The organism is Curtobacterium poinsettiae (assembly GCF_025677645.1).
GTDB lineage: Bacteria > Actinomycetota > Actinomycetes > Actinomycetales > Microbacteriaceae > Curtobacterium > Curtobacterium poinsettiae_A.
Genome location: NZ_CP106879.1, coordinates 2,164,724 through 2,187,185, shown reverse-complemented (window position 1 = coordinate 2,187,185; position 22,462 = coordinate 2,164,724). Strand labels below are relative to the sequence as shown.

Annotated in this window: 27 protein-coding genes, 1 tRNA gene and 1 pseudogene; 19 read left to right on the top strand and 10 right to left on the bottom strand. The window is 71.8% G+C overall.

The window, feature by feature from the left end:
* Window positions 1–5 precede the first annotated feature (5 nt).
* On the top strand, window positions 6–476 hold the full coding sequence (locus tag OE229_RS10505; protein WP_182066031.1) for a MarR family winged helix-turn-helix transcriptional regulator: 471 nt from the start codon (window positions 6–8) through the stop codon (window positions 474–476).
* A 233-nt stretch (window positions 477–709) separates the two neighbouring features.
* A complete protein-coding gene (locus OE229_RS10500; protein WP_262137933.1) occupies window positions 710–1,675 on the top strand; it encodes a nuclear transport factor 2 family protein in 966 nt (321 codons plus the stop codon).
* Between the two features lie 25 nt (window positions 1,676–1,700).
* On the opposite strand, the gene OE229_RS10495 is transcribed toward OE229_RS10500, so the two are convergent.
* Together OE229_RS10495 and OE229_RS10490 are read right to left on the bottom strand one after the other, a co-directional pair.
* Complete coding sequence (locus OE229_RS10495) at window positions 1,701–2,279, bottom strand: GrpB family protein (RefSeq protein ID WP_262137930.1); 579 nt, start codon at window positions 2,277–2,279, stop codon at window positions 1,701–1,703.
* Between the two features lie 32 nt (window positions 2,280–2,311).
* The gene (locus tag OE229_RS10490) at window positions 2,312–3,511 is read right to left on the bottom strand and encodes an MFS transporter (protein ID WP_262137926.1); all 1,200 of its coding nucleotides are present in this window, start codon (window positions 3,509–3,511) and stop codon (window positions 2,312–2,314) included.
* A gap of 353 nt (window positions 3,512–3,864) precedes the next feature.
* On the opposite strand from OE229_RS10490, the gene OE229_RS10485 reads away from it, so the two are divergent.
* From OE229_RS10485 to OE229_RS10460, 6 genes are all read left to right on the top strand, one after another.
* Window positions 3,865–4,212, top strand: coding sequence for a cyclophilin-like fold protein (locus tag OE229_RS10485; RefSeq protein WP_262137925.1), 348 nt, complete (start codon window positions 3,865–3,867; stop codon window positions 4,210–4,212).
* Window positions 4,213–4,413: 201 nt separating this feature from the next.
* Complete coding sequence (locus OE229_RS10480) at window positions 4,414–4,545, top strand: hypothetical protein (RefSeq protein ID WP_262137923.1); 132 nt, start codon at window positions 4,414–4,416, stop codon at window positions 4,543–4,545.
* A 73-nt stretch (window positions 4,546–4,618) separates the two neighbouring features.
* Entirely contained in the window at window positions 4,619–5,467 is an 849-nt protein-coding gene (locus OE229_RS10475) for an alpha/beta fold hydrolase (protein ID WP_262137922.1), read from the top strand.
* The gene (locus OE229_RS10470; protein ID WP_182066035.1) at window positions 5,460–6,032 is read left to right on the top strand and encodes a TetR/AcrR family transcriptional regulator; all 573 of its coding nucleotides are present in this window, start codon (window positions 5,460–5,462) and stop codon (window positions 6,030–6,032) included. The genes OE229_RS10475 and OE229_RS10470 overlap by 8 nt, the downstream gene beginning before the upstream one ends.
* Window positions 6,029–6,421: a hypothetical protein gene (locus OE229_RS10465; RefSeq protein ID WP_262137921.1), complete on the top strand. Its 393-nt coding sequence runs from the start codon at window positions 6,029–6,031 to the stop codon at window positions 6,419–6,421. Before OE229_RS10470 ends, OE229_RS10465 begins: the two co-directional genes overlap by 4 nt.
* Before the next feature lie 20 nt (window positions 6,422–6,441).
* Complete coding sequence (locus OE229_RS10460; protein ID WP_262137918.1) at window positions 6,442–6,864, top strand: NAD(+)--rifampin ADP-ribosyltransferase; 423 nt, start codon at window positions 6,442–6,444, stop codon at window positions 6,862–6,864.
* Between the two features lie 6 nt (window positions 6,865–6,870).
* Here the strand turns inward: OE229_RS10460 and OE229_RS10455 are convergent, their stop codons facing one another.
* Both OE229_RS10455 and OE229_RS10450 read right to left on the bottom strand, forming a co-directional pair.
* The gene (locus OE229_RS10455; RefSeq protein ID WP_262137917.1) at window positions 6,871–8,175 is read right to left on the bottom strand and encodes a glutathionylspermidine synthase family protein; all 1,305 of its coding nucleotides are present in this window, start codon (window positions 8,173–8,175) and stop codon (window positions 6,871–6,873) included.
* Window positions 8,175–8,546 (bottom strand): tRNA-dihydrouridine synthase, encoded by a 372-nt coding sequence (locus tag OE229_RS10450; protein ID WP_259577635.1) that lies wholly within the window; start codon window positions 8,544–8,546, stop codon window positions 8,175–8,177. The genes OE229_RS10455 and OE229_RS10450 overlap by 1 nt, the downstream gene beginning before the upstream one ends.
* Window positions 8,547–8,678: 132 nt before the next feature.
* On the opposite strand from OE229_RS10450, the gene OE229_RS10445 reads away from it, so the two are divergent.
* A complete protein-coding gene (locus OE229_RS10445; RefSeq protein WP_262137915.1) occupies window positions 8,679–9,191 on the top strand; it encodes a hypothetical protein in 513 nt (170 codons plus the stop codon).
* Between the two features lie 130 nt (window positions 9,192–9,321).
* The gene (locus OE229_RS10440) at window positions 9,322–9,849 is read left to right on the top strand and encodes a COG4315 family predicted lipoprotein (RefSeq protein WP_262137913.1); all 528 of its coding nucleotides are present in this window, start codon (window positions 9,322–9,324) and stop codon (window positions 9,847–9,849) included.
* Between the two features lie 44 nt (window positions 9,850–9,893).
* Here the strand turns inward: OE229_RS10440 and OE229_RS10435 are convergent, their stop codons facing one another.
* Window positions 9,894–10,547 (bottom strand): TetR family transcriptional regulator, encoded by a 654-nt coding sequence (locus OE229_RS10435; RefSeq protein WP_262137910.1) that lies wholly within the window; start codon window positions 10,545–10,547, stop codon window positions 9,894–9,896.
* Between the two features lie 187 nt (window positions 10,548–10,734).
* On the opposite strand from OE229_RS10435, the gene OE229_RS10430 reads away from it, so the two are divergent.
* The 4 genes and pseudogenes from OE229_RS10430 (at window position 10,735) to OE229_RS18160 (ending at window position 14,383) form a co-directional block, all read left to right on the top strand.
* Window positions 10,735–11,232, top strand: a complete 498-nt coding sequence (locus OE229_RS10430) for a hypothetical protein (RefSeq protein WP_259577628.1) — start codon at window positions 10,735–10,737, stop codon at window positions 11,230–11,232.
* Window positions 11,233–11,235: 3 nt separating this feature from the next.
* Complete coding sequence (locus tag OE229_RS10425; RefSeq protein WP_262137907.1) at window positions 11,236–12,066, top strand: hypothetical protein; 831 nt, start codon at window positions 11,236–11,238, stop codon at window positions 12,064–12,066.
* 168 nt (window positions 12,067–12,234) lie between these two features.
* Entirely contained in the window at window positions 12,235–13,341 is a 1,107-nt protein-coding gene (locus tag OE229_RS10420; protein WP_262137905.1) for a tyrosine-protein phosphatase, read from the top strand.
* Window positions 13,342–13,370: 29 nt separating this feature from the next.
* A pseudogene (locus OE229_RS18160) lies at window positions 13,371–14,383 on the top strand (extracellular solute-binding protein).
* Between the two features lie 2 nt (window positions 14,384–14,385).
* Here OE229_RS18160 and OE229_RS10405 read toward each other — a convergent pair.
* Entirely contained in the window at window positions 14,386–15,228 is an 843-nt protein-coding gene (locus OE229_RS10405; protein ID WP_262137900.1) for a hypothetical protein, read from the bottom strand.
* Window positions 15,229–15,351: 123 nt separating this feature from the next.
* Here OE229_RS10405 and OE229_RS10400 point away from each other — a divergent pair, with 123 nt between their 5' ends.
* Complete coding sequence (locus tag OE229_RS10400) at window positions 15,352–15,873, top strand: hypothetical protein (RefSeq protein WP_209134639.1); 522 nt, start codon at window positions 15,352–15,354, stop codon at window positions 15,871–15,873.
* Window positions 15,874–15,888: 15 nt separating this feature from the next.
* Here the strand turns inward: OE229_RS10400 and OE229_RS10395 are convergent, their stop codons facing one another.
* The 3 genes from OE229_RS10395 to OE229_RS10385 form a co-directional block, all read right to left on the bottom strand.
* Complete coding sequence (locus tag OE229_RS10395) at window positions 15,889–17,256, bottom strand: cation:dicarboxylate symporter family transporter (RefSeq protein ID WP_262137896.1); 1,368 nt, start codon at window positions 17,254–17,256, stop codon at window positions 15,889–15,891.
* A gap of 195 nt (window positions 17,257–17,451) precedes the next feature.
* Window positions 17,452–18,105, bottom strand: a complete 654-nt coding sequence (locus OE229_RS10390) for a hypothetical protein (protein ID WP_262137894.1) — start codon at window positions 18,103–18,105, stop codon at window positions 17,452–17,454.
* 209 nt (window positions 18,106–18,314) lie between these two features.
* Window positions 18,315–18,725 (bottom strand): winged helix-turn-helix transcriptional regulator, encoded by a 411-nt coding sequence (locus tag OE229_RS10385; protein ID WP_262137889.1) that lies wholly within the window; start codon window positions 18,723–18,725, stop codon window positions 18,315–18,317.
* Window positions 18,726–18,816: 91 nt separating this feature from the next.
* Between OE229_RS10385 and OE229_RS10380 the strand changes: the two genes are divergently transcribed.
* Entirely contained in the window at window positions 18,817–19,677 is an 861-nt protein-coding gene (locus OE229_RS10380; RefSeq protein ID WP_263344427.1) for an NmrA family NAD(P)-binding protein, read from the top strand.
* A 43-nt stretch (window positions 19,678–19,720) separates the two neighbouring features.
* A complete protein-coding gene (locus OE229_RS10375; RefSeq protein ID WP_262137882.1) occupies window positions 19,721–20,674 on the top strand; it encodes a nuclear transport factor 2 family protein in 954 nt (317 codons plus the stop codon).
* Between the two features lie 43 nt (window positions 20,675–20,717).
* Here OE229_RS10375 and OE229_RS10370 read toward each other — a convergent pair.
* Window positions 20,718–20,790, bottom strand: a tRNA-Val gene (locus OE229_RS10370).
* A 128-nt stretch (window positions 20,791–20,918) separates the two neighbouring features.
* Between OE229_RS10370 and OE229_RS10365 the strand changes: the two genes are divergently transcribed.
* Entirely contained in the window at window positions 20,919–21,563 is a 645-nt protein-coding gene (locus tag OE229_RS10365) for a SatD family protein (protein WP_262137880.1), read from the top strand.
* The gene (locus OE229_RS10360; protein ID WP_262137879.1) at window positions 21,563–22,435 is read left to right on the top strand and encodes a hypothetical protein; all 873 of its coding nucleotides are present in this window, start codon (window positions 21,563–21,565) and stop codon (window positions 22,433–22,435) included. Before OE229_RS10365 ends, OE229_RS10360 begins: the two co-directional genes overlap by 1 nt.
* The last annotated feature ends 27 nt before the right edge of the window (window positions 22,436–22,462 follow it).

The window sequence follows — 22,462 nt, the reverse complement described above, 5'->3', positions numbered from 1 at the left end:
AGGACATGGGCAGCGAGCACGACACCGCAGGACTCCGGGACATCGCCCGGCGGCTCAGCGACCAGGTGGGCCCGTTCCGCCGCACCCTGCTGAACGCATCACGTCGTGACGGTGCGCTGCCGGAGCTGCCCGACGCCCAGATCGAGGTCCTGCGACGACTCGACGAGTCGGGCTGGCTCACGCCGACGGCGCTCGGCCGGTCCCTCGGCCTCGCCCGCTCTACGGTCAGCAACCTCGTCACCGCGATGGAACGCGCCGGGCTGGTGGACAGGCGGCTCGCCACCGGCGACGGCCGCAGCACCGAGATCGCCCTGACCGAGCTCGCGTCCGAGCGGCTCCGGGTCTACGACGCCTCGGCCGAGCACGTCCTGGTCGGCGCGCTCGAACGCCTGGGCCCTGGCGGGGTCGACGCGCTGCGCGCCGCGCTGCCCGTGCTCGCCGAGCTCCGTCTGGCCATCGACGAGCCCGGAGCGTAGGGATCCGCTGATAGCCCGCGTGAGCCGTCCCACAGGTCCGGTTCGTCGATCACCAGCGGGAGCGGGTCGCCCTGGCAGCGCGTGCACAGGTCACCCTGGAGGCGCGCGCCGCGGCTGAGAAGCCGGTCACGGTCGGACACGCGGCGGCTCCAGGGCGCGCGTGGGCTCCCAGGAGCCGGTTCCAACGTTCTGGCGTGCAGACGACATCACATCTCATCGCCAAGGCGTGTGCGGTGGCAGCTCCGGTCGCCATCGCCGTGTCGCTCGTGGCCGGTCCGGCCGTGGCGGCTCCCCTCCACACCTCCTCCTCCAACTCCGCCTCCGACACCACCGCGACATCCGCGCACCACACGGTGACCCGTGCCGCGCGGACGACATCGGGCGGCGTTGCGGTCTCACGGCGCGACCGTCGAGCCGAGCAGCGCAACGAGGCCACAGTCCGGCACCTGTTCCGGTGCGCGTTCCGGTCCCCCGGGTCCGCGCAGGCTCGTGCGGCTGCTCGGACCGCCGTCGCGACCGGGGCCGTCGCCCACGGTGCGACGAGCGCCTCCGGTCCGTCCGCGTTGCTCGCTGAGTTCACCGCGGACCGCTCCCGGGTGCCCGGCGCCCACGCTGTGATCAAGCACGTCGCCGGTGACGCTGACCTGGTGGCCGTGCACTGGCAGATCACCGCGAAGCCGACGGACGAACGCACCGGTGACGCCGCCGTCGACCTGTTCCGCATGCGCGACGGGCGCATCAGCGAGTGGTGGGCACTCCGCCAGACAGTACCGACGGGGACCCCGGCCAGCGGCAACACGAACAGCATGTTCAGCGACCTGTACCCGGCCGCGAAGCGTGACCGTCACCTGACCGAGCGGCAGGAGGAGCACAACCGGGTGCTCGCCGTGACCGCGTACGACCGACTGTTCCGCGACCACGACGTGTCCGTCCTCGACGAGGAGTTCGACCCGGCGTACCTGCAGCACAACTCGGTCGCCGCGAACGGCACGGCCGCGCTCGAGCAGTTCTTCGCCGGCGGTGCCGCACAGAGCCTGCCGAAGCAGGAGTCCGTCATCTCGCTGGCCGACGGCGACCTGGTGTGGACGTTCTCGAAGCCGGTCGGCGCGAAGGCCGACGCACCGTTCGGCGCGGCCGACCTGTTCCGGGTCGACGGCAACCTGATCCGCGAGCACTGGGACGTCGTCCCGACGAGCTGAGACTCGGCCGACGGAGCCGCGCGCCTCAGGACGCGCGGCTCCGTCGCGCCCGCTCCTTGATCGCGGTGATCACGGCCGTCTTCGCGTCGGCGTAGGCGTTCATGTCGTCCCAGCTCCGGTCGAGCAGCTCCCGCTTCGTCCGTTCGTACAGCGCCCGATCACGGGCGTCGGCGCGCAGGTGGTCACGGAGGAGCAGGTACTCGTCGACCGCCGTCGCGCCCCGCTCGTAGACGTGCACGTGGACGTCACGGGCCGGCGTCCGGACCAGGCGGTGGCCCGGCTCCCGGACGCGCAGCTCGTACCCGGCGGCCAGGAGCTGGTCGAGGTAGGTGGCCTCGGCGGTGACGTCCGCGACGGCGACCACGATGTCGACGATCGGTTTCGCGGCCAGGCCAGGGACGGCCGTGGAACCGATGTGCTCGACGACCGGAGCGTCCGTGCCGGAGCCGGGGAGGGCCTCCAGGATGCGTCGCCGGTGGTCCGCGAAGACCGCAGCCCACCCGCTGTCGGCGGGGTGCAGGGTCACGGTGACCGGCTCCGGGCCGCCGATGATCTCGACGGTCGTGACGTCCGGGCGGGGGTGGTCCTCGTCGTGGTGCTGCACCCGGCCATGATCGCAGCCGGCGGTCGGTGGCGTCAGAGCTTCGCGGGGAACGCCGATCCGCGACCGATGACGGTGAGGATCGCCGCGACCGCCCCGAACACGATCATCACCACGGCGAGCACCAGCCCGTCGAAGGCCGTCAGCAAGGCCGCACCGAACAGGCCAGCCGCGAAGATCGCGATGTTGAACGCGACCGGCAGGAACGCGCTCGCGACGTCGGCGTCCTCGCCGCCGGCGGTCGTCAGAGCGGCCTGCAGCTGCGTCGACGACCCGCCGAAGCCGATGCCCCAGAGGCCCGCGGCCACCAGGACCGCGACCGGCGACGTGTGGCCGACGAGCAGGACCACACCGGCCAGGACGAACAGGCCGACGCTGCCGTGCAGCAGGGGTCGGGGGTGCCGGTCGAGCAGGGCACCGGTCACGACGACGCCGAGGATCGCGGCGATCCCGTAGACGAGCAGCACCAGCCCGGCGCTCAGGTCGGTGCCGGTCGCCCGCAGGTAGGGCGAGATGTACGTGTAGATCGTGTTGTGGGCCACCATCCACGTCGCGATCACGGCGAGGATGACCGCGATGCCGCGGATCCGGAACACCTTCACGACGGAGAGCTTCGCAGCGCTCGTCTGCCCCGGGGCATCCGGCACGAGCAGCGCGATGAGCGCCAGGACCACCATGCCGACCAGGCTCAGCCCGATGAACGACCACCGCCAGCCCAGGGCGTTGCCGATGAAGGACCCGAGCGGTGTGCCCAGCGCGAACCCCACCGGCGCGCCCGTCGAGACGATCGCGAGCGACACCCCGGCGGAGCGGGCCGGGCTGATCCGCCGGGCGTAGGTGGCGAACATGCCCCAGATCGTCCCCGACATCGCGCCGGCGACGAACCGGGTGACCAGCGCGACCGCGACGTTCGGCGCGAACGCGGTCAGGGTGTTCGCGACGAGCAGCACGGCGATGGCGGCCACGATGAGCGGCTTGCGACGGAACCCGCGGGTCAGGGCGATCGCCGGGACCGTGGCGATGACCGTGCCCATCGCGTACGCGCTGACGAGCAGGCCCGCCGTGCCCTCGCTCACGCCCATCCCGTCGGCGATCGCGGGCAACAGCCCGGCCGGCATCGTCTCCATGGCGACCAGGAGGAACCCGATCGCGGCGAGCAGGGCGAGCGGGAACCAGGGCAGTCGGTCGTCGGTCGCCCGGTCGGTCGTGGGGAGGTCGGAGGTCGTCGTGGTCACGGACCGACGGTAGGGGCGTCGTCCGGCGGACAGGGAGGTTCTGCAGGACCCCGTTTCGCCGGAGCCTCACTGGGCGGGTGGTGGTGGGGCTTCGATGGTGGTGTCCACGAACCGAGGGAGCCCCGATGCACGTCCGCACCAGACCCCGTACCGCCGTGGGACCGCTCGTCCCGCTGGGTCCGCTCGCGCTGGCTCCGGTCGTCGCGCTGGTGGTGGGGGCGCTCGCCGGGTGCAGCGGCGTCGAGCGCGCGGCGTCACCTGCGCCTGCGCCGGCAGCTGCGACGTCGACCGCGTCCGCGCCTGCGTCTCCTTCAGCAGATCCCACGATCACCACCCCGACGCAGGCCGACCCCGTGCACATCACCATCGAACTCGACAGCGAGACCCTCACCGGCCGCTTGACCGACAACGCGACGGCGCGCGCGCTGGCCGCCCGGCTGCCGGCGACGCTGACGTTCGCCGACCACGGCGGCCAGGAGCAGATCGCCCGGATCCCCGCGCCGCTCGACACCACCGGTGCCCCGAGCACGAGCACCGCGCCGGCGGGCACGATCGCCTACTCCGCGCCGGACCAGTCGATCGTCCTCTACTACACGGACGTCGGCAGCTTCTCGGGGATCGTGCCGATCGGCACCGTCGACGACGTCGGAGCGGTGCGCGACCTGCCGTCCGGTGCCGCCACCATCCGAGTGCGCGGCTGACGGGGACCCAGCCCTTCTTCGCCGTCTCGTCTGGGTACCGACTTCGCGCGGGCTGCACTCGAAGCCGGCCTCGGGTCGTGGCGACCGGACGCGACCCCGAGCGGGTCCGCGCCGTCCTCGGCGACCACGAGCGCCTGCTCGCCATCGCGCTCGACGTGACCGACCCGGAGTCGGTCCGGGCCGTTGCTGACGCTGATCGTGATGCCCGAGCCGCCGCTGTGGTTCGCCGCCGGCGCTGACAGCGTGGCGGGGATCGTGCAGAAGGGACAGCAGCTCGTCGAGCAGGCGCAGGCGTTCCCCGAGCTGTCGACGACGCTCGACCTGGACGCGTGACACCTGCCCCTTGCCAACTCTGGCTACGAGCATTAGCTTTTGAGTTACTACCCGTAGCCGAAGGAGCCACGACATGCTCGAACACCTGGACACCGAGGGCGGCACGATCGCCTACGACCTCTCCGGAACAGGGCCGCTCGTGGTCCTCGCCCACGGCATGGGCGACAGCCGGCACGCCTACCGCTTCGTCGTGCCGGAGCTCGTCGCGGCCGGTTACCGGGTGGCGAACGTGGACCTCCGCGGCTGCGGCGAATCGAGCACCGGGTGGGCCGGCTACGAGCGCACCGACATCGCACGCGACCTCGTCGCGGTCGCCCGCCACCTCGGCGGCCCGGCCGTGGTCGTCGGGCAGTCCATCAGCGGGGGCGCGGCGACGATCGCCGCGGCGACCGCCCCGGACCTGATCGCGGGCATCGTGGAGCTGGCGCCGTTCACACGCAAGCAGTCCGTCGACCTGGGCGGACTCCTGCGCAACCGCCGACACCGCGCCGGCACGGTCCAGCTCGCGCGGGTCATGACGAGCGGCAGCCTGCCCGGCTGGCTCGCGTACCTCGACATCGCAGTCCCCACCAAGCCCGCCGACTGGGCGACGGAGCGCAGCCGCATCGAGACGACCCTGCGGCAACCGGAGCGGATGGCGGTCCTCCGTGCCATGACCCGCACGTCGCCCGCCGACGCCGGCGAGCAGCTGGGCGCCGTCCGGTGCCCCGTGCTGGTCGTCGAGGGCAGTGCCGATCCGGACTGGGCCGTGCCCCGCGCCGAGGGCGAGCGGATCCTCGCCGACCTGCCGGACGGCCTCGGCGAACTCGCCGTGATCGACGGCGCCGGTCACTACCCCCACACCGAGACCCCGGCTGCGCTCCTCGCCCTGCTGCTGCCGTTCCTCGCCCGCACGCTGCCCGTCGCAGGTCCCGTTGCCTAGGGCAGGGCTCGACCCGGCGACCGTCACCGAGGCCGCGGCGACGCTGGCCGACGAGATCGGCCTGGCCCAGCTGAGCATGAGCGTCGTCGCCGACCGCCTCGGGGTGAAGGCACCGTCGCTGTACAAGCACGTCGACGGACTCGGCGACCTCACCCACAGGATCGCGATCCTCGGCGCGAACGAGCTCGGTGACGCGCTCCGCGACGCCATGCAGGGGCGCAGCGGTCGGAGTGCGCTCGAGGCGGCGGTGCAGACCGTGCGCCGGAGCGTCCAGGAGCACCCGGCGCGGTACCAGGCGGCCGTCAGCATCCGGCCGACCGGCGCCGAGGACCCCCTGGCGGTCGCTCTCGGCCGCACCCTGGCGTCCTTCGCCGCGGCGCTCCGCGACTACCCGCTCGACCCGGCCGACGAGGTCCACGCGCTCCGGGTGCTCCGCAGCGTCCTGCACGGGTTCGCGACGATCGAGGCGTCCGGTGGGTTCCAGATGGACACGGACGTCGACGCGAGTGCCGCGTGGATGGTCGACTTCCTGGATCGTGGCTTCCGTGCCGCGATGACACGGTGACCGTGTCCACGGCGGCGCGCCCGTCGAGGCCCGTCGGTCACGACCCGCTCCGTGGCGGCGTGCGGTTCCTGGCGGAGCTCGTCGCATGGGTGGCCGTGCCCTGGGCACTGTGGCCCCGTTCGCCGATGCTCGCGATCGCCGCCGTCCTGGTCCTCGTCGTGCCGCCGGCGGTGTCCGGGACGCCGGGTGACCGCCCCGGCGGCGACCCGCCGGTCGCGGCTCCGGGAGCGGTCACGATCGCGTCGGTCCTCGCGCACCTCGTGGGAGCGGTCACGGCGGCGTGGGTCCTGTGGCCGACGGCGGTCGCGATCGCTGTCACGGTCCTGTGCATCGCCGTCGTCGTCTCGGAACAGCCGCGGTGGCGCGCGCTCCTCGGGCGCCGGCGCTGAGCCGTTCGTAGGCTGACGTCATGGCAGCAGCAGACGAGATCGGTCCGTTCTGGCACGGCACCGTGGCGGCCCTGCGGCCCGGGGAGTTCCTGTTCTCCGGTTTCCGCTCGAACTACCGCCCGGACGTCGTGATGAACCACGTGTACTTCACGGCATCCCGCGACGGAGCAGGGCTCGCGGCCGAACTCGCGGCCGAGCTCGTGCCCGGCGACCGCGAGCCGCGTGTGTACCGCGTCGAGCCGACCGGACCCTTCGACGACGACCCGAACGTGACCGACAAGAAGTTCCCCGGCAACCCGACCCGGTCGTACCGCAGTGCCTTCCCGCTCCGCGTGGTCGGCGAGGAGACCGAGTGGACGCGGCTCACCCCGGAAGCGTTGCGCCAGTGGCGGGAACGGCTCGTCGCGCTCCCGCCCGAGGAACGCGGCGAGATCGTCAACTGACGGGCGTCAGGGCGCGATGATGTTCGGGGCGAACCGGCACCAGTAGTCCGTGATCGGCCCGTCGGACTCACGGATGCCGACCCCGAAGGACTCGCCGCCGACGACCCACGATCCGAGCACCGGGTGGTTGTGCCCGTTCGACCCAGGGAAGTCCGGGAGTTCGTGGTACTGCTGCCACACCCGTTCGGCTCCGGTACCGGCCCGCCGGTACTCGCGACCGTTCGTCGTGACCGAACCGTCGGACCGGTGGACCGCGATGCCGTCGCCCTCACGCCCGAACACGGGCTTCACGACGAAGTCGCGCATGCCGTTCGGACCATCTGCGAAGGCCGGCAGCAGGTTCGGGTGGCCGGGGAACAAGCGCCAGAGCGCGACGAGCAGCAGCTTGTTCGACAGGAACATCTTCCACGCCGGCTCGTACCAGCGACCGAGCCGACCGCGGTCGCTGACCAGGAAGGCGCCGAACTCCTCGTCACCCTGCGCCCGGTCGTCACCGGAGACGAGGTCCTCCCACGGGTACAGCTTGAAGAGGTTGCGGATCACCGGGTACTGGGCCCCCGACTCGTCCCCGGGCAGCGCGAACACGCTCCGCGACGAGCCCACCGGCTCCTGGACACCGACGAACTGACGGGCCGCTGCGTGCCAGCCGATGTCCTTCATCTCGATGCCGGTGTGCTCCCACCCGGCCTCCCCTGCCAGGTCGCGCATGTAGGCGACCGTGTCCCAGTCCTCGCCCGCCGTGTCGAGGTCGGAGTGCGCCACGAACAGTCGGCCACCGTCCTCGGCGCGCAGGGACTCGTGCAGCAGTGTGCGCCAGCGCGCCACCATCGCCTCGTGGATGCCGTTCCACTGGTCGGTCTCGGCGGACAGCTCGCCCGTGGCGAGCCGGTCCTGCATCCAGTGCCACTGCGTGACCGAGGCTTCGATCAACCCGGTCGGGGTGTCCCCGTTGTACTCGAGCACCTTGGCGGGTGAACCGTCTCCGGCGTAGGCCAGGTCGAACCGCGCGTACAGGTCGGGCTCATCCTGCTCGAGCGACCAGGCGGCGAGGTCGAACCCGGCTCGCGTCAGGCCCAGCGTGCCGAGGGCGCCGGTGGCGAGGTACCGGGCGGCTTCGAGGCACATCCGGTGCAGTTCCTCGGTCTGCCGCTCGAGCGCCTCGACCTCCGGCAGCGTGAAGACGTACGCGGCGGTGTCGTTCCAGTACTCGACGGGCGTGCCGTCGTCACGGACCGACCGGGAGTAGATCAGCCCCGTCTGCTGGATCCGGCGCCGCCAGTCCGGACGCTCTGGGAACTCGATGCGCTCCATCAGCCGCCGAACCCACCGTGTCCGCCGGCTCCGCCGAAGCCGCCCTTGGTGACGGAGCTCCCACGGGACGGGACGCCTGCCTTCGCGGTCTTCCCGGCAGGCAGGGCGCTCGTACCACCGGAGACCGCGTCCCCCACGCCGGGGACCCTCGTGGCACGGTTGGCGAAGAGCGGCAGGAAGTACCAGCCGGCGTGTCCGCCGTGGTTGTTGCAGTCGTCGTCCGGCAACCGCTTCTCGGTCGCGTTGTCGCGGCAGATCTTCGCGTAGTCGCTGTCGACGCCGGCGCCCTCGCCGCACCCGGTCAACGACGCTGCCAGGGCTGCCACCACCCCGATCGAGACGACACGGGAAGCACGGCGACGAACACTCACGAAGGGGAACAGTACCGCTCCTGGGAACGGGTGTCCGCGTCGGCACCGTCGGTCTGAGCAGACGATCGTCTGGCGAGCCGGTAGCGTGGGCGGTGGCGGCGCCCGCCGCACACCGTCCACGAAGGGTCGACCATGCCGACGAGCACCGATCGGGTCCGGACGGCGCCGATCGTCCTCGCCGTCGGCATCGCGGCGCTCGCCGTCGCCTTCGCCCTCCCCGCGCCGTCACCGACCACGCCGGGTCCCGAGACGGTCGGCCTCGGTGCATCCGGCGCACTCGGCGCCGCACTCGGGGCACCTCCCGTGACGAGTGGTGCGCACCGGTTCGCGATCCGACCACCACGGACGGTCGGCACCAGCGGAGTCGTCAGGGTGCGGTTCGCCGGGATGGGCACACCCGGTGCCGTCGTGGTCGTCCACTACGGCAGCCCCGGGGACGACTCCGGGAGCGAGCGCGTCGCCGAGGTTGAGCCGGGCAGCAGCACCGTCGGTTCGACCGGTCGGTTCGCCTTCACCGCCACGCTGCCAGAACTGCCCCGCGACGCCGAACGGGCGTCCTGGAGCGCCCGTCTGATCGACCCGGAGTCACTCGACGTCATCGGCCGCGTCGACGGCGTCCACCTCGTCGAGCAGACGGCCCCCTGACACCAGCTGCGTGGCCCCGCGGGATGAGAGGCCGCGCAGGGTGCTGGCCTCCGTCGCCTCCTGCGGTTACGTTCGCTAGACGAACGTCTGGCCAGTAGTCAGCGGCGAGACCTGACCTCGAGGAGCACCCGTGTCGACACCCCACCGCACCCCGTCATCCCGACCCGCGTCCATCGCACTCGGGGCTGCACTGCTCCTGGCCCTCGGCCTCGCCGGCTGCTCCACGGCCGGGTCCGCAGCACCCTCACCCTCACCGTCCCCCGCCGCGCAGGGCGACTCACCCACGACGACCGACTCGTCACCCTCGGTCGACGTGACCGTCGCAGGGACGTCGCTCGGCAAGGTCGTCGTCGACGGCAAGGGCATGACCGCCTACTACTTCGACGCCGACGTCAAGGACTCCGGCAAGAGCACCTGTACCGGCGCGTGCGCGACCGCCTGGCCGGCGATCGAGGCGACGACGGCGACACCGAAGGTCACCGGCATCACCGGCAAGGTCGGCACCATCACGGGCGTCGACGGTGGACGGCAGATCACGATCGACGGTCGGCCGATCTACACCTTCATCGGGGACAAGAAGGCCGGCGACGTGACGGGTCAGGGCGACAAGGGCGTCTGGTACGTCGTGAACCCGGACGGCACCGAGCAGAAGAAGTAGGGCAGGCGCCCCGGCGGGACGACAGGGATGCCACGCCCGCCGGGTCAGCCCTCGGCCTCGACCGGGTGACCACCCACGCGCACGGGCTCCACCTGCTCGAGGAGCGCATGCACGCCGGGCAGCCCGAGCCCGGTGAACAGCGCCGCCCACAGGTCACGGAGCTGCCCCTCGGTGTCCCGCGTCAGCCGCACGCTCGTCCGGGCCCACATCACCCCGAAGGTGGACGTCAGCACCAGGTCCGCCGCACGTGCCCACTCGGGGTCGGCGGCCGGTCCGGTGCCGCCGCTCGAGGCCGCGAGGTGCCGACGGACGTAGTCGTCCCAGACGAAGGTGCGCGGGAGCGCCTCCCCCGCACCGCGGAGCTCGTGACTCAGTCGGATGGCGCCGGCAGCCACCGAGCATCGCATCGCATCCGAACAGGCGGACGTGAGCATGACGAGCAGGTGCTCGAGACCCTCGGGCTGATCGATCCGCAAGTCGATCGCCGCCCAGCGAGCCTGCTGCCGCTCGATGACCGCGAAGGCGAGTTCATGCTTGGACGAGAACACGTGGTATCCGATCGCCGACTTCGGGCGATCCATCGCGGCGGCCACCCGTGCGAACGAGGTCCCCGCGTAGCCGTGGCTCGCGAACTCGGACGCCGCGGCCTCGATGATCTGCTCGCGGGTCCGGGTCTTCGCCTGCTGCCGCTGGTTCATCGCACTCCTCGGTCGGGTCCCGGTTCATCATACGAACGTCTGACCAGGCATCGGCAGCGGTCACACCGGGGGCGATGCCTCTGATCTCCTCAGGTTCGGGAATTCGCTAGACGATCGTCTGACGCATTGTTAGCGTTCGGGCACACCGAGCCGCCCCGGCCCGCACAGCCATGAACCGAGGAGTCCCATGCGTTCCACCCCGTCCACCCACCGCACTCCGTCGGTCCGCCGACTGACCGTGCTCGCGACCTGCGTCACCCTCGGCGGTGCGCTCGCCGCAGGCGTCCTGGTCCCCGCGCAGGCCGGAGCCGCCACGACCTCCCACACGACGCACACCACGCACACCTCGGCCCAGCCCGCGGCCGTGGCGTTCACCGCGAAGACCTACGGCGGCCCCGACCGGAAGAGCTTCACCGGCATCACCTTCGCCGGGACCGGCAAGCCCGACACCCTGGTCATCGTCTACTACGACGCTCCGGGCAAGCCCCGCGGCCTGTTCGACAAGCACATCGCGGAGGTCACGTCGGGGGACGCCTTCGTCAGCGCCAGCGGCCACTACCGCTTCACCGCGGCGTTCCCGGACCTGCCGCGCGGGACGACGTCGCTGCACTGGCACGCCCGGCTCGCCGACCCGGACACCCTGTCGGTGATCGGACGCGTCAACGGCACCCGCACGCTCGGCTGACCCGTGACCAGCCACGCGCACCCGGCGCTCGTCCGCGCCCTGGCCGTCGCCGTGTCCCTGGCGGCCGTCGTCGGGGCCACCCTCACCTGGGCTCCGTCTGCCTCGGCCACCACGAGCGACCCCGACCGCGTCGCAGCGCCGATCATCGCCGGCACCGAGGTCGGGGTCCCCGGCGGCACCTGCACGGTCGGTGCCGTGCTGGCCGCCAAGGGGTTCCGGAGCCAGGTCGCCCGGTACCAGCGGGCGACACGGTGGGTCGTGCTCGCGAAGCACTGCGCGCCGATGCAGGCACCCGTGCAGCTCGACGGCGCGACCGTCGGCAGCGTGGTCTGGCAGTCCGCTGAGTCGGACCTCGAACTCGCCGTCGTCCCGCCCCTGGCGTGCACCCGGACACGGGCGGCGACCGGGTCGTGCGACCCGTCCGTCGCGACCTGGACGCCCCGGGCATCGGGTCGCGTGTTCACCCGGGTGGACGGGATCCTGGCACGTCCCGCCCTGACCGGCATCGGCCAACCGGATGCCGATCCCTTCTGCACCAGCGGGGCGTCGAGCGGGCTGCTGTGTTCCTGGACCTCCACACGTGTGCCGGCAGCAAGCCGTCCCGGCGCGCAGCACCTCGCCGCCGCGCGCGCCGATGCCGGCGCCGGCATCGAGCCGGGCGACGCGGGCGGACCGGTGATCAGCACCACGAACCGGCTGTTGGGGATCATCTCGGGGAGCACGACGGGGGCTGCGGGCGCGACGGGCAGCACTGGCTCGACGGTGCTGCTCTACACGCCCGCCCGGCAGGTCCGCACCGAGCTGTTCCGGTACCGGCTGGCCCCGGCGTCCTGAGGCGCGGCTGTCGGGCGGACGACTGAGCGCTGCCTCATGACTCGGACACGCCCCGGCCACCTCGCAGCCACTCGGCCGACCACCCACCTCGCGATCCTGCGGAGATCCGGACGTCACCGCGTCCGGATCCCCGCGACCCCCGGGTCCTGATCAGATCGAGGATGCCCCGTGCCCCCGCTCCGCCGCTCCCCCCTCACCCGTTCCACCCTCACCCACTCCCCACGCACCGCCCGCGTCACCGCGACCGCACTCGCCGGCCTTGCCGTCGTCGCCTCCGCCGCGTTCTCCGTCACGGCCGCCCACGCCGACACCTCGCTCCAGCCCGCGTTCACCGCCACGGACCACCCGATCACCGACGTCCCCGGACTGGTCAACGGTCGCGAGCTCGCCGCGGTGCACGGCCGGTCCGGTCAGACCGTGAACGCCCCGCGGCTGATCCGCTCCGAGTCACTCGACAAGATCACCGCGGCCGGGGCCACGACCCTGGCCGACGAGTACCACGTCGACCTCGTCGTCGACCTGCGGACACCGTCCCAGATCGCCGCGAAGCCCGACGTCGCGATCCCCGGCGCGCGGCACGTCGACATCTCGATGTTCGGTGCGGACGGCGACTACAGCGACGACACGGCGATGTACCACGACCTGGTCGACAAGGGCCACGTCGACCCGGCGACCCCTGGGTCGATGATCACCGCCTACCGCCGCGTGCTCCGGATCCTCGCCACGCACACCAGCGGCACGGTCCTGATCCACTGCTCCCACGGCATGGACCGCACCGGCACCGTGGTGGACCTGCTCGACCGGGTCCTCGGCGTCGACAGCGCCGACATCCTGCACGACTACCTGCTCTCGAACACGCAGCTCGGGGTGACCTGGGCCACCCCGCAGCTGCTGCAGGGCACCTTCGAGCAGGACATCGCCACCGAGTACGGCGGCATGGGCTCGTACCTGACCGACACGATCGGCGTGACCAGGCACGAGGCCGCCGCCCTGCGCGAGCGCTTCCTCGTGTCGGACGACGCCACCGTCTCCTCGATCGCGGTCGCGGGCGTGCGCGTCCACCTGCCCGCCGCCGCTTCGTCGCAGGGTGCGACGGTGGCGGCGCCGGTCCGGACGCTCCGGGCCGCCGACGTCCACGTGCACACGACGAACCCGAACGCGGTGGCCACCGTGCACGTCTCCGGCCGGACAGCACGCATCACCGTGACGGCCCAGGACGGCACGACGACCAAGGGATACCGCCTGACGGTCCGTCGCCCGGCGACGAAGCGCTAGCCCGACAGCCACGCCGACCGCTCGGACTCATGATCGACTCCGGCCAGACGGTGTCCCCCGCGGAGATCAGCGGCTCGACATCGGGCACCGACACGATCGCCCCGGCCGCGGCCACCTACTACAGCGACGGCAAGTCGCTGGCAGCGATGCCGTTCTCGGTCTCGATGCCCGTGCTCTACCTGAACAAGGCACTCGTCGCGAAGGCCGGCCTCGACGCCGCCGAGCCGCCGAAGACGCTGGCGCAGGTCGCGACCTGGGCCGAGAAGATCCACGCCGAGACTGGTGGCTACGGCATGAGCATGAACATGGGCGACTCGTGGATGCTCGAGGAGCTCAGCGCCTCGGGCGGCCAACCCTTCTGCACGCCGGACAACGGGCGGAAGGGCAAGCCGGTCACCGGTGTCTCGCTCACCTCGGACACCCAGGTGCAGTTCATGACCACGCTGCAGAAGCTCTACCAGGACGGCGCCGCCCTGAACCCCGGCACCGACTCGACCGTGCAGAACTCAGCGTTCTCGAGCAACAAGTCGGGATGCTGCTGACCTCGTCCGGCGCCTACACGACGGTCGACCCGGACGGCTCGAAGTCCGTCGTCGCCCGGTTCCCCACCACGTCGGACTCCGACGACGCCGGGCAGGTCATCGGCGGCAACGCGCTGTGGATCTCCGGCAAGGGCCACTCGTCCGCCGAACAGCAGGCGTCGTACACGTTCGCCGAGTGGCTCCAGACGCCGGACGTGCAGGCCGAGTGGGCGAAGGCGACCGGCTACGTCGCGATGGACACCGACGCCCAGGACACCACGGTGGGCAAGCGCTCCCTGTCCGACCCGAACATCGCCACGATGTACAAGCAGCTGGCCGACGACCCCACGAGCGTCGCCGCGGCCGGCTGCATCACCGGCGCGTTCCCGACGGTGCGCGCCACCGTCATCGGAGCCTTCAACCGGATCGTCGAGGGCGCCGACGTCGAGTCGACGATGCAGGACGCGGAGCAGCAGGCCGGCAAGCAGATCGAGTCCTACAACGAGGCCGCCCGTGAGTGAGGTCAGCGCACCAGGCAGATCGTGCGGAAGTCGACGTCCGGACCGGGCCGCGTGTACGACGAACCACTCTCGAGCCAGTCCGCTGTGGGTGCGATCTGGCTGGGGACCAGGTCCGCTTCGGAGCGGGCACCGATCCCCTCGGAGGCCCAGTACGTGCGGACGCCGGCCACGTCACGGTTCGCGCCCTCGATCATCGTGTGGTCCTCGGGCAGGAGTTCCTTGCCGTGTTCGTCGGTGTAGTTGTCCGGGTGGTACCAGTACCGCCACCGGACTCCCTGGTGCGCGTTCGACAGCTGGCACTCCTCGCTGTACGCACCACCGGCTCGCTCACCATCGCGGTACGCGGCCTTCCGGTCGCCGCCGAGGATCCGCACGGTGCGGTCCCCGATCCGCTCGAGTGTGGCCCGGGCGTCGCCGTCGGCGAAGTGCCGCTCGGCGACGGTCGCCGGCTGCGCCCACTGCCGGGCGTCGGCGGCCATGCTCCGCACCTGCGACGTCAGGACCAGGCCGTTCCACGGTACGGCGATGACCAGCACGACGATCGCCGCGACCACGGCGGCCAGCGAGTGCCGCGGTTCGCGTCGACGAGCCCGGACCTGCACGACGAGCACGACCACGGGGATCCCCACGGCGAGCACGGCGCCGATCACCAGCCGTGCCAACACGCCCCCGGCGCCGAGCCGGTCGTCGATCGACCCGAAGTCGCGCGCCAGGTACGCCCCGATCTGCACCGCCCAGCTCACGACGAGCAGCACCGGCAGCACGAGCGCGATGGCGATCGCGTTGCCCCGCCCCGTCGTCGGGCCCGCCCCCTGGTCTCGCCAGTCCTGCTGTTCCGTGCCCATGTCGGCCCCCGCCCCCGTGGTGTCGCGTCCATCCTGCCAGCAGAACGCACCCCGGTCCGGCGTCCCGCGCCTCCGTTCCACCCCCGAAGCGGTGGTGCCGCAGCAGCCATGGTTGCTGCCAAGATGACCGACGTGACCACGACGACGCCTCGCGCCGATCCCGACGCCGCTGCCGACGCCTTCGAAGGCGGATGGTTCCGCATCGACGACGACGTGGAGCATCTGGACGACGTGGTGTGGCGTCCCGCCGCGGACAGCGACGCCGCTGCTGCAGTCCCGGGGCCGTCCGCCGACATCGTCGGCGGCGAACCGCGTGAGCACGTCGGTTCGACGCTGCCGCTGGCGCAGCTGCCGGAACTCGACGCGGCGCGTCAGCGCACCGTGCGGAAGCTCTGGCTCGGCCCGATCACCATCCTGGTGTGTCTGCTCGTGATCACCGCGCTCGAGCTGTCTGGGCTGCCCTGGCGCACCGACCTCGGTCGGCAGCTCCTGATCGGACTCGGAGCGATCCTGCCGGTCGACGCGCTCTGCACCGCGATCTGGTGGCGGATCACGCGTGACCCCTCCGGCGCAGTCGTCCGCAAGATGGGCGGCCGCCGGACCCGCCAGCAGTACGACCAGCAGCGCGCCGTCCTCGAACGCTGACCGCGCCGAGGGCCCTCACCGAACCGGCGCCGACACCGCGGCTGCACCCGCGGCACCCGCAGCACCCGCAGCAGGTTCCGGCTCCGACGACGGCCGCACCCCACGCCCGGGCCGGAGCACCGCGTCCACCCGCTCACGGTCGAGCTCGCCCTGCCACCGCGCCACCACGAGTGTCGCGACGCAGTTGCCGAGCAGGTTGACGCTCACCCGCATCGCGTCCATGATCCGGTCGGCTCCGAGCAGCAGCGCGACACCCGCCACCGGGAACAGCCCGAGACTCGTCGCCGTGGCGGACAGCGCCAGGAACGACGAGCCCGGCACCCCGGCCATGCCCTTCGACGTCAGCAGGAGCACCCCGAGCGCGGCGACCTGCTGCTCGAGGGTCAACGGCACCCCGAATGCCTGGGTCAGGAACAGCAGCGAGATCGACAGGTAGATCGCCGCCCCGTCGAGGTTGAACGAGTACCCCGTCGGCACGACGAGCCCGGCGACGCTGCGGGAGACGCCGACCTCGGTGAGCCGGGTGATCATCCGCGGCAGCCCGGCCTCGGTCGACGCCGTGCCCAGGGCCAGCCCGAACTCGGCCCGGGTGTGCCAGACGAACCGCCAGATCGGCACCCCGGACAGCAGCCGCCCGCCGACGAGCAGCGCCACGATGAACACCGCCGCCGCGCCGTAGCAGGCGGCGATGAGGAGTCCGTACGACCCCAGGGTGTCGATGCCGTACTGGCCGACCACGTACGCCATCGCGCCGAACGCACCGAGCGGCGACAGGCGCATGACCCACCCGAGGATCCGGTAGACGACCTCGAGGCACAGGTCGAGGCCCCGCACGAGCGGTCGCGCACGGTCGCTCCCGATCGCGGCGATCGCCGCGCCGACGAACACCGCGAAGACGAGCACCTGCAGGATGTCGTTCGTCGCGAATGCGTTGACGACGCTCGACGGGATGAGGTCGAGGATGAAGGTGCCGGCGTCCGGAGCCGCGCCGCCCGCGGTCTTCGCCGCCACGGCGGAGGCGTCGAGGGACGACGGGTCGACCCGCAGACCGGCCCCGGGGCGCACGAGGTTGCCGACCAGCAACCCGAACACGAGTGCGCACGACGAGGCGAGCAGGAAGTAGACCATCGCCTTGCCGGCGATCCGGCCCACGGACCGCAGGTCGCCGACGTGCACGATGCCCGTCACCACGACGATGAACACGAGCGGCGCGATCACCATCTCGATCAGCCGGATGAACCCCTGCCCGACCACGTTCAGCACCGGCGCGGCCGCGGGGAAGCAGACCCCGACGGCGATGCCGAGGGCCACGCAGATAGCGATCTGCACGAACAGCGACTGGTACCAGCGAGCGGGAGCACGATCCGTGGTGGTGACGTCCATGCATCCACCCCACCGCGCGCGTGTTTCGACGACGTTGCGAGTCTGTTCCCAGCTCTGCCCTCCCCGCGCGGCTGGAACGGGCGGTCGGCGCGGAGGCGGCGGCGAACGTCCCAGGGTCCCCACGAGACGGACGGGAGGCCCGGTGCCAGCTGGCACCGGGCCTCCCGTCCGTCTCCCGTTCCGTCGCCTGGGTCGTCAGGCGACGACCACCTGCGCGTTGACGAGGATGTCGTGCAGGTCTGGTCGGAGCGCTTCCTGCGAGGTCGTCCGCACCTTCACGATGAGCGCTGCGCCGGGCTTCGCGAACGCCCGCGCCACGGTCGCCGACCACGACCCGTCCGTGTTGTGGCCCGCGATCGACAGGAACTGCGCGGTGCCGCCGGTGATCGTCGGCAGCAGCTGCTCCTCGAGTCGGTCGGCCGGCAGCCCCGCGGCCGTGAACAGCTGCTCGGTGGCGGCACGGTCCCCGATCGTCGGGTCGAGGTCGGTGAGCCGCTGCTGCGTGATCGTCGCCACGGAACCGTCGGCGTTCGTGTACTCCCGCGACCCGGTGGTCGGGTCCTCGCCGGTCTGCTCCCAGCCGTCGAGCGCCGAGACCTCGAGCCCGAACGCGGGCAGCGTGCTCGCCGAGAGCGCGTCGCCGTCCTCGAACGTGAGGTCCTTCGTCGCAGCGTCGGCGGTGGTTGGCGAGGTCCGCGCCTCCGTCGGTGTCGGTGTCGGCGCCGCCGACCGCGGTGCGGCCCGCTCCGTCCCCGGTGCCGTGGTGCCGGTCCCGGCGCAGCCGGAGATCGCGAGCACGACGATCGCGGTCGCCGTCCCCGCGGTGGTGATCCTGGATGTGATGGACATGTGGTTCCCCCTCGGATCCCACCGTGCGCCCCGTGCACCGGTGGGTCCGACTGCGAGCCTACGGGTCGGGAGCGGTCGTGTCCCGCCGGTTCGACAACGAGGAGCACGCATCGACCGTTGTCCCGCCCCCTCGCCCCGGCACTCAGCGCGGAGCCGTTGCGTTGCCGCTGGGACCCAGCAGTCCGCGTCCGCGGGCCCGAGACGCGAAGTCAGGCCGATGGATGTCCGTCGTCATCAGCGGCACGACCCACGATGGTGTCGGCGTGCTCGACGATCCAGTCCATGAGGGGGACGAGTCGTGCGGCCAGTTCGGCGCCGCTGTCGGTGAGTGAGTAGTCGACCCGGGGCGGGATCGTGGGCTGCGCGACCCGGTTCACGATCCCGTCGTGTTCCAGTGTCCGCAGGGTGGAGGCGAGCATCTTCTCGCTGATCCCCTCGATGGTGCGTCGAAGTTCCCCCCAACGCATGCCGCCCGGCTCGAGCGCGAGGAGCACGAGGACACCCCACCGGCTCGTGACGTGTGTGAGAACGACTCGCGTAGGACACGCCGAGGGGAAGCGAGCGAACGCGGCTGGATCCTGCGCGGGCGGTGCGGGCGGTTCCACGATTCCGACATCCATGTAAGTAGCTTACGAAAAGGTGCGTACCTCCGTACAGGGGGGTTTCCTGCGATGCTGCGATCACCCGCTGAACACTGCTGAAGGAGACCTCGTGTCCATCATCGTCACCGCCGCTTCCGGCCACCTCGGCCGCCTCGTCGTCGAGGCCCTCATCGAACGCGGGGCCGACCCCGGGTCCGTGATCGCGACGTCGCGCGACCTCACGCGGATCGAAGACCTGGCGGCACTGGGGGTTCGCACCGCCGTGCTCGACTACTCCCGTCCGAGCACGATCGCTGACGTCATCGGTGCCGGCGACGTCGTCGTCCTGATCTCGAGCGATGCCGTCGGGCAACGCGTCGCGCAGCACACCGCGGTGATCGACGCCTCCGCGGCGGCCGGCGCCAGCAGGATCATCTACACGAGCGTCCTCGATGCTGGCCGCTCGGACTTGATCCTCGCCCCTGAGCACAAGGCCACGGAGGAGGCCATCGCCGCCTCCGGTGTCCCCGCCACGATCCTCCGGAACGGTTGGTACACCGAGAACTACGCGACCGCCATCGACGTCGCGCGGCAGAGCGGTGTGATCGCGGCCAGTGTCGGCGACGGCCGTGTCGCCAGCGCCAGTCGACGCGACTTCGCGGAAGCAGCCGCGGCGGCGGCGCTCGACGACGAGACCGCCGGGCGTGTGTTCGAGCTCTCCGGCAACGTCGCGTGGACCCACGCCGAGCTCGCCGACGCCCTCACCGACGTCATCGGTGCACCGGTGCGCTACCAGGCACTGAGCACGGACGAACACGCAGCGTCCCTCCGGGCAGCGGGGCTCGACGAGGGCACGGTCGCGTTCGTCGTGGCCCTGGACGCGGGCATCCGCGACGGGGCCCTCGCCCACACGAGCGGGGAGCTCGAGGCGCTCATCGGCCGACCGACGACCCCGCTCGCCGAAGGCCTCGCAGCCATCGCGGCGCAGTGACCCGCGTCCAGTCCCGTCAACCACACACGAGCAGGAGCACACCATGACCAACGACCTGATCACACGCACACGAAGCAGCCGCATGGCCCGTGGCGCCGCGGCCATCGCCGGAGCCGCCCTCCTCACCGGCCTCGTCGTCTCCACGCCGGCAGCGGCCGCTCCCGCGACCCACTCGAAGCCGACCGTGACGGTCGCCGGAGACCGGCGGGACACCGCCACCGAACGCCGCAACGCCTGCATCGTCCGGACGCTCGTCACCCAGAGCTTCGCTGATCCCGACAGCAGGTCGTCCCGGCAGCTCGCGGCACGGTTCGTGTCCTCGAGCGCAGTCACGCACGGCGCGGGAACCACTACCGGACCGAAGGGCCTCCTCGCCCAGTTCTCGGCGGACCGCACCCGTGTCCCTGGCGCCCAAGCGGTGATCAAGCGCACCGCGGCGGACGGCGACCTCGTCGCGGTGCACTGGCAGATCGCACCGGACCCGCGCGACGAACGACGCGGGGATGCCGCCGTCGACCTGTTCCGTCTCCAACACGGTCGGATCGTGGAGCACTGGTCGCTCGAGCAGCCCATCCCGACGGGTACCCCGGCAAGCGGGAACACGAACACCATGTTCAGTGACCTGTACCGGCCGGCACACCCCACCACCGCGCCGTCGGAACGTCAGGAAGAACGCAACCGCGTCCTCGCGGTCTCGGCGTACGACACGCTGTTCCGTGACCACGACGCTTCGATCCTCGACCGCGCCTTCGACCCGGCGTACCTGCAGCACAACTCCGTTGCCCCGAACGGGACTGCAGCGCTGCAGCAGCTGTTCGGGAGCGGTGCGCAGTTCCCGGCGCAGCAGTCCGTCATCTCGCTCTCCGACGGTGACATCGTCTGGACCTTCTCCCGGGCGGTCGGCGCGAAGCCGGGCGATCCGCTGCTCGCTGCCGACCTGTTCCGCGTCGACGGCGGCCTCATCCGCGAGCACTGGGACGTGGTCCCCACCAGCTGACCACCGAGCGGCCAGACGACGCCAGCGACCAGGGTCCTCTCGGTGGGCCCTGCCGGGATCGAACCGACGACATCCACGGTGTAAACGTGGCGCTCTACCAGCTGAGCTAAAGGCCCTCACCACGATCCTAGGGCGTCAGCACTCGATCGTCGTCGAGCCGAGGGCCACACCTCGGCAGCGCTGATGACCGCGGTGGTTTAGCCCGAGGCTTACTTTCGACGATATGAAGCTCTATGCTTAACCCATGCAGTCCGAGCCAGTCGTAGCCGTGATCGTCGACCTGGTCGACTCCCGCATGCTCGAGGACCGCTCCGCAGCCCAGCACGACGTGGAGCGCGCGTTCGACAGTACCGCGGACGTCGCCGCGCTCGACCCCTTGCACGCCACGGTCGGCGACGAGTTCCAGGTCATCTACGGCACGCTCACCGATGCCCTCGTGGCGACGACGGCCGCGACCCTCGCACTCCCTCCGACCGTGCAGATCCGCCTCGGCATCGGCCGCGGGCAGGTCCGGACGATCGGCACCGGCGGCGCCGGGCCGCTGCAGGACGGCCCGGGCTGGTGGTCGGCGCGGGACGCCATCAACGAGACCCACCGGCGCGAGGACGGCAGGACCGCGTTCCTGCGGTCCTGGTACCACGACGCCGACGACCGCCACGGAACGACGGAGCGACTCGTGAACGCCTACTTCCTCAGCCGCGACCACGTCGTCTCGCGACTCGCACCCCGCGCCCGCCGGATCGCACTCGGTCTGGTGCAGGGCCGGACGCAGGCGCAGATCGCCGCGGACGAGGGGATCACCCCGTCGGCGGTGTCCCAGTCCGTGCAGAAGTCGGGCGTCGCCGCCCTGGTCGAGGGCCTGCGTGTCCTCGGCGATGGGGGCCGCTGATGCTCGCCGGCGTCCTCCTGACCCTGGTCGGGCTCGCCGACGTCGTCCGCGCACGGACCGGGACCGACGCCGCACCACGACGCGTGCTGACGACCACCGTGATCGTCGTGCTCTGGGCCGCCGTGACGACCGTGGCGGTGCTCGGCCTCGGCCTCGCGGTCTGGACGGTGCTGGTCGCGGTCGTCCTCGCAGCCCTGTGGGTCGCGACGACGATCCCGGTGCGGTCCGGCGGTGCACCCGGCGGTCGCGATCGGACACTCCCCTGGCTCCGACGCTCGGGGTCCTGGCCGGCCGTCCTGCTCGCCGTCGCCGTCGCCGTGCTGCTGCTCTGGGTGCCGCCTGCCGACGCCTCCGGCTTCGTGGTCGACTGGCACCGTGACGCCGGCCCGGCGTTCGTCGGAGCGGTGCCGCTCCCGGCGCTCGTCGCCGGCATCGGGTCCGCACTGTTCCTGGTCGACTCGGCCAACGTGGTCGTCGCCCAGGCGCTGCCACCGGGGCTGTCCCCCGACGCAAGGGCCGGTGCAGTGGCGGCCGAACCGACCCGCCGGAAGCGCTTCGACTGGCGCCGCACCACCCGGGCTCCCGCGGACGACGGGAACGCAGACGCAGACACAGACGCAGACGGCACGGTCACCCTCAAGGGCGGACGCATGATCGGCCCGATCGAGCGCCTGTTGCTGGCCGGGTTCTCGTTGGCCGGCGCCTTCCCCGTCGTCGCGGCGCTGATCGCCGCGAAGGGGATCGTCCGCTTCCCCGAGATCCGCCGCGAGACGACCGGCTACCAGGCCGAGTACTTCTTGATCGGCAGCCTGGTGAGCTGGGCGATGGCCTTCGCCGCCGCCGGCATGTGCTGGTTGCTGGCACTGGGCTGACGAACAGCCCGGCCCCCGATCACCGCA

What these genes read in the sequence shown, in the direction of transcription:
- OE229_RS10505 (WP_182066031.1), top strand. Translation starts at nt 6, where the DNA reads ATGGGCAGCGAGCACGACACCGCAGGACTCCGGGACATCGCCCGGCGG.
- OE229_RS10480 (WP_262137923.1), top strand. Translation starts at nt 4,414, where the DNA reads ATGCCCGAGCCGCCGCTGTGGTTCGCCGCCGGCGCTGACAGCGTGGCG.
- OE229_RS10475 (WP_262137922.1), top strand. Translation starts at nt 4,619, where the DNA reads ATGCTCGAACACCTGGACACCGAGGGCGGCACGATCGCCTACGACCTC.
- OE229_RS10460 (WP_262137918.1), top strand. Translation starts at nt 6,442, where the DNA reads ATGGCAGCAGCAGACGAGATCGGTCCGTTCTGGCACGGCACCGTGGCG.
- OE229_RS10455 (WP_262137917.1), bottom strand. Translation starts at nt 8,175, where the DNA reads ATGGAGCGCATCGAGTTCCCAGAGCGTCCGGACTGGCGGCGCCGGATC.
- OE229_RS10445 (WP_262137915.1), top strand. Translation starts at nt 8,679, where the DNA reads ATGCCGACGAGCACCGATCGGGTCCGGACGGCGCCGATCGTCCTCGCC.
- OE229_RS10435 (WP_262137910.1), bottom strand. Translation starts at nt 10,547, where the DNA reads ATGAACCAGCGGCAGCAGGCGAAGACCCGGACCCGCGAGCAGATCATC.
- OE229_RS10430 (WP_259577628.1), top strand. Translation starts at nt 10,735, where the DNA reads ATGCGTTCCACCCCGTCCACCCACCGCACTCCGTCGGTCCGCCGACTG.
- OE229_RS10405 (WP_262137900.1), bottom strand. Translation starts at nt 15,228, where the DNA reads ATGGGCACGGAACAGCAGGACTGGCGAGACCAGGGGGCGGGCCCGACG.
- OE229_RS10400 (WP_209134639.1), top strand. Translation starts at nt 15,352, where the DNA reads ATGACCGACGTGACCACGACGACGCCTCGCGCCGATCCCGACGCCGCT.
- OE229_RS10395 (WP_262137896.1), bottom strand. Translation starts at nt 17,256, where the DNA reads ATGGACGTCACCACCACGGATCGTGCTCCCGCTCGCTGGTACCAGTCG.
- OE229_RS10390 (WP_262137894.1), bottom strand. Translation starts at nt 18,105, where the DNA reads ATGTCCATCACATCCAGGATCACCACCGCGGGGACGGCGACCGCGATC.
- OE229_RS10385 (WP_262137889.1), bottom strand. Translation starts at nt 18,725, where the DNA reads ATGGATGTCGGAATCGTGGAACCGCCCGCACCGCCCGCGCAGGATCCA.
- OE229_RS10375 (WP_262137882.1), top strand. Translation starts at nt 19,721, where the DNA reads ATGACCAACGACCTGATCACACGCACACGAAGCAGCCGCATGGCCCGT.
- OE229_RS10365 (WP_262137880.1), top strand. Translation starts at nt 20,919, where the DNA reads ATGCAGTCCGAGCCAGTCGTAGCCGTGATCGTCGACCTGGTCGACTCC.
- OE229_RS10360 (WP_262137879.1), top strand. Translation starts at nt 21,563, where the DNA reads ATGCTCGCCGGCGTCCTCCTGACCCTGGTCGGGCTCGCCGACGTCGTC.